Here is an 11,073-nt window from a genome sequence, read left to right as displayed (position 1 = left end):
TGTGATCCTCTTCCATTGTTTTCTTTTATTTGCTTCGATGGCTGTTCCTCTGTTTTCTTTTGTTCTTTCTGCTCTTGCTTTTCATATTTTTTTTCGTCTACAGGAGATAAATCCATTGATGCATCAGGAGATGACTCCGGCTGTGATTGCACCTCTTCTTCATTTTCCACCGGATTAGGCGGCGTGGCAGGAGGAGTAAGCGATTTGTTTTTCTCATTCTCTTGCTTTATATAGACACCTGTGCCAATTCCAGCTTTTCTAGCATTCTCTCGTACTTGCATCGTACTACTTTGATATTCAACTGTAATATGTTTTAACTCATATTCTTTCTTCAATTCTTTCATTGCCTTTTCTAACTGTGGTTCTAGCACCTTGTCCTTTGCAACAGCTGTTAGCATAACTTGCTTATCATTCGTTAAATACTTATCCTCTTGGCTTTGCTGTATAATAGTACGTACTACTTCTTGCAATTGTTTATTTTCCCATTGCTTCAATTCTTTTAAAATACGCCTTCCATCATCATTACAAGCCTGCAAATCTATAACACGGAAATCCTTCGTTACGCTCACCTCTAAACTTGGATTTATATCAACTGAGACGTAAGCAAATACTTTTTCTTCTGGTTGGTTGTAGAAAAACAGCACTGCAAATAGAAAACAAGCAACAAGTATTGATGCAGGTTTTAAAAAGGAAGGGATCGAAAAATGCGATGCTTTTTGTTCTTGCTCATCAAATGAGATTTCCTCCCCGATTATGCAAGAATCCCCTTTTCTTTTACACGTAATAAACTCTCCATTTGGTGTTAAAACAACTACGCTATGCTTTTTTATATCCATCACAATTCCTTTATTCATCATGCTTTTCCCCTCTTATGTAATCCAGAATATATGTATAGTTGTTTGCAAAAATAATACACATTGCAATAATGTATTTTCTATGTCGTTCCAACGTTTTACGACTCACCCTAACACGCGGTTCAATATGTTTAAGCGGTAACTTTTTCTTTCGGAACAGCTCTTCCATCATTTCCTCTTCTTTTATAATAATTTTCACGATTTCTATTAAGTGCTCACGCGTATCACGATGCTTAGGAGATTCTTTAGCAAGCTCTGAGAATGTGATTTTAAACTCAGCTAGCACACTTTGAAAATGAAGAATTTCCTCCTTACGGTTACTATTTTCCATCTCTTTCATATACTCCGTAAGCGACACTTGCATTTCTAACATTTCCTCTTGCTCATCTTCTTTTAAAAAGACAAAGTTATGTTTAGACTCCTTACGTATATAGTCAATTACATCTCTTTTTATAAGAAGATCAGCAAACGCTAAAAAGGATTTTCCTTTTGTATATGAATACTGTTCAATTGCTTCGTTAAACGCAAACAATCCAATGCTATATTCATCATCCTGTTCTGTAATATATCGGCGGCAGACAGATGAGATTGATTTTCTAATAAAAGGCTGATACTGTACGATAAATGCTTCTTTATCTTCTTCGTTGTTTTGTATGTTACATACGATATCTTCTATTTTCGGTTTTCTTAAGATCTTCATTACTAAACTCAACACTTGTAATCTCCCAGCCTCCTTCAAATAGCAAAATGGCCACTACACAAGTGACCATTTAACCAGATTTTCTTGGTACTTTTCTTCGGGCTTGTCTTCTTGCTGTTAGTTATATTTTTCGAGTCTAACTTTTCCCAACGTTTTCTTAATGATTTTCCTTTTCTCTCGGCACTAAAGTTAAGTTTATATTTTTATCTACTTTCTTATTTTCTACCGTTCGTTTTGCTTATTCTTTTTCTATTTTATCTGCAATCCTTGAATAACTCTTCTCTATATCATTGGTAATTTCATCCTTTTATTTTGGATACCCACTTAATCTAGTAATTTTATTAATGCTTCTATATTCTTTCCTAGTCATTTTTCTTCTATTTATTTTCTTCACTATACATATTCGGAGGAATACATAGTTTTATGGGGGTCAAAAAATATTTTTATAAAAAAATATATATTTATTTCAAAAATAAAAACCATCAATTTGAAAAAGGATAATCAAATTGATGGTTTTCTTATAATATCTATTAAATTAAGTTGGATTCTCATTATATCTAAAAAAGTACTAGCTATCCTCTGCCGATTTTCTCCATTTTTATCTTTCTTGGTTATCATAATATGTCTTATCTGCGTATTTTCTATCATTTCCTTTTAGATAAGCTAAAATTACTTTTGGATTTTTAAGTAAAGTCCAGTCTCCATATGTATCAAATCTTCTGCATGAAGTTATCATTCCATTTTTAATAGTACCGAATTTCTTATTATTTTTCTTTCCCCATTCTTTTAAACGTTTAGCGAAATCTGCATCTTCTGCCATAAGCATGTTTTCATTAAATCCGTTGATTGCCATAAAGTCTTTTCTATAGCACCAAAAAATCCCTACAGATATAGCTCCGTACTTAAAAAGTAAAGGGATTATGATTAACATTGCGGAGAGAAATATTCCTAAAGATATTCTTTCAAACTTCCCATTCACCCCACCACCAATGTATGTACCTGAAGCTAAATATTTATCTACATTAGACAACATAGACTCTGTCATTATGGTATCAGCGTCTATAGTAACGATTATTTCTCCACTAGCTATTTTAGCCCCTGCATTTCGAATTTTAGATAAGTTTTTATCGTTATTTTTCAATGTAATACAATTATAAGATTTTGCTATTTCCTCTGTTTTATCTGTACAACGATTTAAAACAACTATAACTTCCGTTTGCTCTTTATATGCCTCTGATGCCTTTGCAATTGAATCTAAACATTTTCTAATGTACTTTTCTTCATTATGCGCAGGAATTATAATGGAAAACTTCACATCTTTTTTCAAATTGACTCCTGAAAATTCGTTTGTCTCAGTCATAATATTCCCCCCTTATTTTATAAGGTAAATATCTGCTATACATAACTTATATTAATATTTATTAGGTTATATTATAGAAACTGACGGTAAAGAGGCTCTTACTGTCGACGTTCAAAAGCAAGGCGTATAGCAAGCCCCGTTAAAACACTTGCCATAAGCCAACGCTGTACTCGTAGCCACGTCGGGCGTGTGCCAAACCATTTTGCAATTTTACTTGCTGTACATACAATTAGGAGGTTAACTATAAAGCTAACAGTGATTTGTGTAAGGCCCAAAACTGCACCTTGAAAAAGCAACGATCCCTTCTCTGGATCTTCAAATTGAGGTAGAAGTGATACATACAAAATAGCAATCTTTGGATTCAGAAGATTCGTCATGAGTCCCATCAGAAATAATTTCCTTGGTGGCTCATTAGAAATCGTACGAGGTTTCATAATAGATGTAGCACCAGGTTTTATTGAATTCCAGGCGAGCCAGAGCAAGTAAGCAGCACCTGCCCACTTTACTGCTTCATATACAGCGGGAACAGCAACGAATAGAACTGTAAGTCCAAACATAGTTGCGATTATATAGATTACAAATCCGAGCATGATGCCCAATAAAGAAATAAATCCCGCCATACGTCCCTGCGTAATGGAACGGGAAATGAGGTAAATCATATTAGGCCCAGGTGAACAGACCATGCTAAGCGAAACAATTGCAAAAGCTACCAAGGTACTCAAGCTGACCATAAACCTTCCCCCTTTATGTTACATAAAATTTCCTATTGTACATTTTATCATGATTGAGGAGAGAAAAGATTAATATAAATCGATGCAGCTAAGTAATATTATCGAATCGAATGTATTGTAATCACATACTTCTCATTCTCTTAAGTAAGGATCTAAGAGTACCCTATCCATAGAGCTACTAAAACCACTACAAATAAAGCAAAACAACATGTGATATTTCGAATCCATTTTTGTATATCACCAAAATACCTTTCTATAAATATAGCGTTGATAGTAAGCATAAGAAATAAAACAAAGAAAGGCAGCGAGGTATAGGTCCATTTTTATCTTCATGGCTGGAATTATACCCCTTACCAAACTTCTAAATAAAATGTATAGCTGAGTAGTTACCTTATTTTTCAAAAAAATTCTAATTATTTCTTTTTCACTTCTTCTACAAATTCCCATGTCTCTCCGTTATCTTTTGATTGATAAAGTGCACTACTATCGCCATTGTAGTCTCCATCTGCCCCTTGTCCAACTAACATATTAAAAACCCCATCTTTCTCATATGGCATACTAGGTGAATCAAAAGGACTTATTGTGGACTGTGTATGATCTAATTTCACTTCATGCGGCGGATATTCTACCTTTTTGAAAGATACTCCCCCATCATCTGTGCGATATAACTCTCCTTCATTACCAGAAGGCCTAATTGCTCCTAAAAACCCAAGTTTATCATTTATAAAAGTGATTCCTGATACACTACCAATCCCCCCATTAAATGGGTCTGGATTGATAACCTCCCATGTTTTCCCTTCATCACTAGTCTTGCTTAATGAATAAAAGGCGCTCCCTAATGCTTTATCTGTCATATTTAGTTTATAACCAACTTCTTTCGATAGGAAAAACTGTTCTTTTTCATTCTTTAAATCTTGTTGTTTCTTCTCTTTAAGCATATCTTCTTTTGGAGGCGTCTTTGATTTACTCCAACTTGCGTCACTTATTAAATTATATCTAGCAGGGACTAGCTCTTGCTCTTTTCCAGGGACAAATATAGATACAGTATATCCAATGATATCAGAAGCTGCTTTTTTAAGACTCTGCCCCTTACCATCCTCAGTAATATTAATAATTCCCTCTGTATTGGATCCCCAATTTCTTTTTCCATAATAAATCAACCCATACTTACTTTCATTCCATTTTCTAACCGTTTGCTTAACTGGAATCGCCTTAACCGTTTCAATTAAAGGTTCTACTAATTTATCATCATTATAATCAGGCTTTGCGTATCCGTCTCGTATTATAGTAATATCTTCTGACTTCTTCTTATTATAAGAGATTAAATAAGTTTCTTCTTTCCCATCATCATTTTTCCCATAAACAAATGTATCAAACGCTGTGATTGTTCCATCTGAATGAAATGTAAGATCAAAATCAGTTGCCATATACAATTTCTTTGGCAAAGGATATTTTTTATTTATATCTTCAAAAATACCTTCTACTCCAGACTTATATATATTATTATGTTTAAGTTTAACTGACCTTTCATGTTTTAACTTTTCTATAAACCATGCCAATTTACCATTGTAATTTATTGCACTTTTATAAATCTGCATCCCATAAAATGATGTAATTGTAACAATAATGATAATAGAAATGGATCTCCATGCTATTGAATTTGTTAATTTTTTAGATTCATATTCTCTATTTTTTATCACCCGCATTGTAGTAAATGTAGTTATGGATATAAAAAGTACTATACATAATAACAAAATGTAAATATTATAATTCATTCTTCCGTACTTACAGTATAAGGCCAAATCATAACAAAAAATCCCATATACAATTATTAGTATTGGATTTGTTACTAATGACAGAAGTATCCTTTTTGTATTTTCTCTAAATATAGAAACCACCCCTAATTACATGAATTACTGATATTAAGTATACTTTATTGTAAAGTAACAAAAAAGCTATTTAATCTTGCCGCAAAAAATACAATAGACATCTTTCTATTAAAGCCGTTTACAAATCTAGTTGTTTCATAGACAATGGATTTTTGAGTGAATACTAAAGTTGCTTCATTTATATGAATTACAAATCCAAGCATGATGCTCAATAAAAAAAATAAATCCTGCCATACGCCCCTACGTAATGGAATGAGAAATAAGATAAATCAAAATAGGCTCACCATACTAAGTGAAACAAGCGCAAAAGCTAGCAAAGTACTCAGGCTCACCATAAACCTTCCTTCTTTATCTTACATAAAATTTCCTATTGTACATTTTATCCTGATTGTGGAGAGAAAAAATTAATATAAACCGATGCAACTAAGTAATATTATCGAATCGAATGTAGTGTAATCACATATTTCTCATTCTCTTAGGTAAGGACTAAAAATAACCTATCCATAGAGCTACTAAAACCACTACGAATAAAGCAAAGCAACATGTAATATTTCGAATCCACTTTTGTATATCATCAAAATACTTTTCTATAAATGCAGTGTAAATAGAAAGCATAAGAAGTAGCACAATGAAAGTAAAGGATCCCAATTTATCGTTAAATTTTTCATTAGTAAATGTACTTACATGAAGGAATAGAAAAACAAACGTTACTATGAATAGCTCAAATAATCTTTTTTTATTCAATCCGCCACCGCCTTACAGAAATTCCCTTTTATTCCATTTTATCAGAACATACTGTGTAGCAGTATATGAATATTATATTCATTTCAAAAAGGCCAACAATACAAGATCGTTAGCCTCTAATTTCCATATTCGCACCTTTTATCACTTTACTTCCTAACAACAGGAATCCACATTTCACCAAATACTAAGCCATTTCTCTGCCCCATCTCAACCGTTGTATTCGGTCCACCAACATAGGCAAAATCCTTTGCTTCTGGTAAAGCTTGACCGAAGGCGATGCCAGTAAGCTTATTACTTAGCTCTTCAGCCGTTTTGTCTTCCCCTTTCACTACTAAGTATTCTCCCCTCGGAAACTGAATCACTCTAGATTCTTCTTCTATTTGTGCTTCTGTCATGACACCCGCATAATACATCATTTTGTTATTCACCGCTTCGCTCACGGAAAAAATGTATTCATTTGTAGCTAAAGCTTTTAAAGTGTCCAGCCTTCCATCTTCTTTAACAGCCGACCAAAAGTCTTCCTTTTCTTTATTTATTCCAGCAAAGTCTGTGTATTCACTCTTAATTTCAGTTCCAATACCTAACACAATAAAGCTATCTTTTTCTTCTATAGTATAATTTTTCATATTCAAAACCTGCCTCTTTTTTTATTAATCAAACGATTTATCTTTTCATCTGATACGTTTATAATACCTTTAAACCATGTCAAAAAATGATACTGTTTAGGAGACCAAAATGAAAAAAGTTGAACGGATTAATACAATTATGCGGTATATCAACAACCGCTCTCACTTTACAATTTCTGAAATTATACAAGAATTTAACATATCACGGTCGACAGCTATTAGAGACATTAGAGAAATTGAAGCTATGGGAATGCCACTTGTCGCTGAAGTTGGGAGGACCGGGGGATATTTTGTTATGCACAACTCTATCCTGCCCGTTGTTCGCTTTACTGATAATGAAGTGAAAGCTCTTTTTATTGCCTTTATGGCTACGAGGAATCAACAACTTCCCTACCTAAAGAGTCGTCAATCTTTAGCCGAAAAACTACTAGGACTCATCTCAGAAACCCAGCAAGATGATCTCGTTCTTTTAAATCAACTCTTGCTTTTCCAAGGGACTAACCCTCATAATCCCGATCTCCTTGAGCTTTCTGATCTCCCCCATCCTATGTTAGAAAAACTCATTCAAATCCTTCTTTTGGATAACCATTTATTGATTACTATGAAAGAAGATGAAGAAATCAAGTCTTATCCAATTTATCTATTGCACCTTTATCAAGAAAAAAGCCATTGGATCATTGAAGGGTTTGACTTAAAAAAAGAAAAGAAGATAATGTTTCCTGTCGATGATCTCATTAATATCGAACCATACACGACGAAAAAAAGGCTAAATAAGAAAAAGATTTTAGAAAAACTAAGTAAGAAGGACGAAATAATCAACTTGGTACTTGAACTTGGACCAAAAGCAATTGCCCAGTTCAAAAAATACCATCCTTTAAAAATTTCAATATCTTATACTAATCCTTACCAATCCACAGCCATTTTAAAAACTTTTATCAATATTAACAATCCCGATGAAGTGACGGAAATAATAAATTGGTTGCTTTTTCTAGGGAAGGATATTAAAATCAAAGAAATACCCGATGAAGTATTAGCAGATTTAAAAAAACGAGTGTGCTTATACATTCCATAAGCAGTGAGCCTCAAATATTAAACTTTATCACTGGACAATTATCCTATTTTTAAATACCATTTCATTTACTACAATGAGAGCATAATAAATAATAAAAGCACGGAAAATCTCCCGTGCTTTTATTATTTATTATTCCTGAAGGTTTCGTTTATCTCGTTTCTTACCCTAACTGACGTTTAAATGCTTTACTAGCGAAAAAGTAAGAAATAATCATTATACCTACGCACCAAGCGAGTGCAACCCAAATATCGTTTCCAACAGTTCCTTCATATAAAAGAGCACGAATCGCATTCACGATTGAAGTTACAGGCTGATTCTCTGCAAACGCACGAACAATTTTTGGCATCGTTTCGGTAGGCACAAAGGCCGAGCTAATAAATGGAAGAAAAACTAGCGGGTACGAGTAAGCAGTCGCCCCTTCCATAGACTTCGCTTTCAATCCTGGAATGATAGCTAGCCATGTTAGCGCCAGCGTAAACATCCCAAGTATTCCAGCTACCGCGAGCCAATCTAGAATATTAGCACTAGAACGGAAACCCATTAAGAGTGCAACAAGAATAACCACCACGATAGTAAGTACATTAGCAACTAGAGAGGTTAAAACGTGAGCCCACAATATCGATGAGCGCTTAATAGGCATCGTAATAAAACGTGCCATCAGCCCACTCTTTACATCCGAAAATAGTCGCACAGAAGTGTAAGCTACACCGGATGCGATAGCCATTAGCAAAATTCCCGGCAATAAATAATTAACGTAGTTTTCCGTTCCAGTTTTTATTGCGCCGCCAAACACGTAAACAAATAATAGCATCATCATAATCGGTGTAATCGCTACTGTAATAATTGTATCCGGACTGCGCATAATGTTACGCATTAAACGACCTAGTAATACACCAGTTTTACTTTTCATTTACATCTCCTCCTTTTTACCGATAATCGCAAGGAAGATTTCTTCCAATGTCGGTTGCTTTTCGATATACTCCACTTTTGCTGGCGGGAACATCTCTTTTAGTTCAGCAAGAGTACCTGTCGTAATAATTTTTCCGCCATGCAAAATAGCGATACGGTCTGCCAGTTGTTCTGCTTCCTCCAAGTACTGAGTCGTAAGCAAAATAGTTGTACCGCTACCGGCAAGCTCCTTAACTGTATCCCACACTTCGATTCGCGCTTCAGGATCAAGTCCAGTCGTTGGTTCGTCAAGAAAAATAACTGCTGGCGCCCCAATCAAACTCATCGCGATATCAAGCCGGCGCTTCATTCCGCCTGAATACTGATCTGCCCTTTGGTTTGCCGCATCAGTCAGGCTAAATCTTGCAAGTAGATTGTCAGCAACTTGAGCGGGATTGGAAACACCACGTAACTTGGCGATCATTATCAAGTTTTCCCTCCCTGTCAGCATACCGTCTAAAGCTGCGAACTGCCCTGTCAAGCTGATACTTTGACGAACATGATCTGGTTGACGCTGTACATCAAATCCGCAAATACATACTTCACCGCTATCTTGCTTCATTAGCGTCGAAAGGATGTTAACCGTTGTCGTCTTTCCAGCTCCATTTGATCCTAGCAGCGCGAAAATTTCTCCACGCTGCACCTCAAAATCTACCCCTTTTAAAACTTCCTTGTCTTTAAAGGATTTTTTCAAGCCTTTTACAGAAATCGCTGCATTACTCATACTTTTTTCCTCCCTATAAAGTGAAATTTTAATCAGTGGGGGTTTTGTTCATCCCCCACTGATTATTAGTTGAATCAATCGGGCTTTTACGGGCAGTTGATCCCCCACCTAACTTCTTTGCTTACGCTGAATTTTGAGGTGGGGGTCTTACTGCCCGTTAATGCGGGATAAAAATGTTTTGCGACGACTATTTATTTACCTCTATCTATTTAGTATCACTGATATTCTGTATTACTTAGTACCGAGTTAAAAATATAACTGAATAGCTATGATGGCAATTCATATGTGTAACCAGCTAATCAGTCGGTACTACTTATTGCATTTATTTTTTTCTCAATTTCTTCATAATACTTTCATTCAAATCTTCACGATACTTGGAGACGTAAGTTTTAGCATTTGCCACTAGTTCGTCAGCAAAGGAAGCCACGTCATCCCCAGTAATGTCAAGCACTTGTCTTCCTTCCGCTGCACCAGCTTCAAACAAATCGATTAATTCATACTGTATGTGTAACATATCCATCCCGTTACCCGCTGAGAAATTCCACATGTAGTTTTGAATTTTCTTAAATACAAACTGGTAGTCCTCTGGCAGAGCCTCAACTCGTGCCATCATCATTTTGTACTCTTTTTTATCACCAATTAATTTTTTAAACATTTCTAACATCTTATTTTCCTCCTTTTTTATAAAACCGAACAAGAAATTCTCAAAATATCGGCCGGAACGTTTTATCTTATGAACCTATTTTGACTTCAAGACGTTAATTTTTGATGATACAAAATCCCATTTTTCCCAAAACAATTCAAGCTCTTGGCGGCCTTCTTCATTTAATGAATAAAACTTACGAGGCGGTCCCATATCTGATGGTTTCTTTTCAATATTCACAAGCTTTTTCTTCTCTAATCGTACGAGGATAGTATACACCGTACCTTCCACAACTTCGGTAAACCCAAGATCATTCAGGTGGCGGGTAATCTCATAGCCATACGTTTCACGGCGACTAATGATTTCCAGTACACACCCTTCCAGTGAACCTTTCAGCATTTCAGTTAAATTTTCCATGTCCTGATCCTCCTTTACCCCCTATTCTGTCTGACTTATATTCAGTATTACAGAGTACTAAGGCGAATTTTTGACTGAGTAGTTTTTGTGAATCCGAACTATTCAGTATCACTTATTACATCTACATTGTATGACTAAGTAGTTGTGAATGTCAACTTTATTTTCAAAAAAATTTAAAATCCGCTTTCCCCTAACCGAATACAACCTACTTTTTATGATGAACTATCCATATAGCTAGTAAGCTGCAGAAAGATCTACAACAAAAACATGTACATTTTTTGTTGTAAGGGCCATCAAACTAGCAAAAAAGAGCTGATTCAATGTGTAATTTAAATCAGCTCTTTTTTATTGTTTTTATACCGACA

Annotated in this window: 12 protein-coding genes and 1 pseudogene; 1 reads left to right on the top strand and 12 read right to left on the bottom strand. The window is 35.0% G+C overall.

The genetic code is table 11. The annotated features are described in order from the left end of the window. From MR170_RS20945 to MR170_RS20910, 8 genes and pseudogenes are all read right to left on the bottom strand, one after another. A partial coding sequence (locus MR170_RS20945) for an anti-sigma-I factor RsgI family protein (RefSeq protein ID WP_242309118.1) occupies window positions 1-857 on the bottom strand: 857 nt, incomplete at its 3' end. Beyond that, window positions 847-1,569: an RNA polymerase sigma factor SigI gene (sigI, locus tag MR170_RS20940; protein WP_002082432.1), complete on the bottom strand. Its 723-nt coding sequence runs from the start codon at window positions 1,567-1,569 to the stop codon at window positions 847-849. The genes MR170_RS20945 and sigI, both read right to left, overlap by 11 nt. Before the next feature lie 583 nt (window positions 1,570-2,152). Further along, window positions 2,153-2,914, bottom strand: a complete 762-nt coding sequence (locus MR170_RS20935) for a glycosyltransferase family 2 protein (RefSeq protein WP_000140993.1) — start codon at window positions 2,912-2,914, stop codon at window positions 2,153-2,155. Window positions 2,915-3,012: 98 nt separating this feature from the next. After that, a complete protein-coding gene (locus tag MR170_RS20930; protein ID WP_029442885.1) occupies window positions 3,013-3,645 on the bottom strand; it encodes a LysE family translocator in 633 nt (210 codons plus the stop codon). Between the two features lie 152 nt (window positions 3,646-3,797). Beyond that, window positions 3,798-3,953, bottom strand: a pseudogene (locus MR170_RS20925) (DUF3963 domain-containing protein); the annotation flags it as partial. A 105-nt stretch (window positions 3,954-4,058) separates the two neighbouring features. Then, complete coding sequence (locus tag MR170_RS20920; RefSeq protein ID WP_346749471.1) at window positions 4,059-5,543, bottom strand: WD40/YVTN/BNR-like repeat-containing protein; 1,485 nt, start codon at window positions 5,541-5,543, stop codon at window positions 4,059-4,061. Window positions 5,544-6,020: 477 nt separating this feature from the next. Continuing rightward, window positions 6,021-6,278 (bottom strand): DUF3963 domain-containing protein, encoded by a 258-nt coding sequence (locus MR170_RS20915; protein ID WP_001036208.1) that lies wholly within the window; start codon window positions 6,276-6,278, stop codon window positions 6,021-6,023. 146 nt (window positions 6,279-6,424) lie between these two features. Then, complete coding sequence (locus tag MR170_RS20910) at window positions 6,425-6,904, bottom strand: GyrI-like domain-containing protein (RefSeq protein WP_003309742.1); 480 nt, start codon at window positions 6,902-6,904, stop codon at window positions 6,425-6,427. 109 nt (window positions 6,905-7,013) lie between these two features. On the opposite strand from MR170_RS20910, the gene MR170_RS20905 reads away from it, so the two are divergent. Further along, a complete protein-coding gene (locus MR170_RS20905; RefSeq protein ID WP_242309114.1) occupies window positions 7,014-7,976 on the top strand; it encodes a helix-turn-helix transcriptional regulator in 963 nt (320 codons plus the stop codon). A gap of 160 nt (window positions 7,977-8,136) precedes the next feature. On the opposite strand, the gene MR170_RS20900 is transcribed toward MR170_RS20905, so the two are convergent. The 4 genes from MR170_RS20900 to MR170_RS20885 all read right to left on the bottom strand — a co-directional run bounded on the left by MR170_RS20900 (window position 8,137) and on the right by MR170_RS20885 (window position 10,708). After that, window positions 8,137-8,886, bottom strand: coding sequence for an ABC transporter permease (locus MR170_RS20900; protein ID WP_016080823.1), 750 nt, complete (start codon window positions 8,884-8,886; stop codon window positions 8,137-8,139). Beyond that, window positions 8,887-9,648 carry an ABC transporter ATP-binding protein gene (locus MR170_RS20895; RefSeq protein ID WP_242309112.1) on the bottom strand — a complete coding sequence of 254 codons (762 nt, stop codon included), beginning with the start codon at window positions 9,646-9,648 and terminating at the stop codon, window positions 8,887-8,889. 322 nt (window positions 9,649-9,970) lie between these two features. Continuing rightward, entirely contained in the window at window positions 9,971-10,312 is a 342-nt protein-coding gene (locus tag MR170_RS20890) for a DUF1048 domain-containing protein (RefSeq protein ID WP_000891986.1), read from the bottom strand. Window positions 10,313-10,387: 75 nt separating this feature from the next. Then, window positions 10,388-10,708, bottom strand: coding sequence for a PadR family transcriptional regulator (locus MR170_RS20885; RefSeq protein WP_000429487.1), 321 nt, complete (start codon window positions 10,706-10,708; stop codon window positions 10,388-10,390). Window positions 10,709-11,073 lie beyond the last annotated feature (365 nt).

Origin of the sequence: Bacillus cereus group sp. BfR-BA-01524 (genome assembly GCF_022662595.1) — a bacterium.
Classification (GTDB): domain Bacteria; phylum Bacillota; class Bacilli; order Bacillales; family Bacillaceae_G; genus Bacillus_A; species Bacillus_A thuringiensis_S.
The sequence above is the reverse complement of the archived record's forward strand: the minus strand, read 5'-3'. Positions and strand labels throughout refer to the sequence as shown.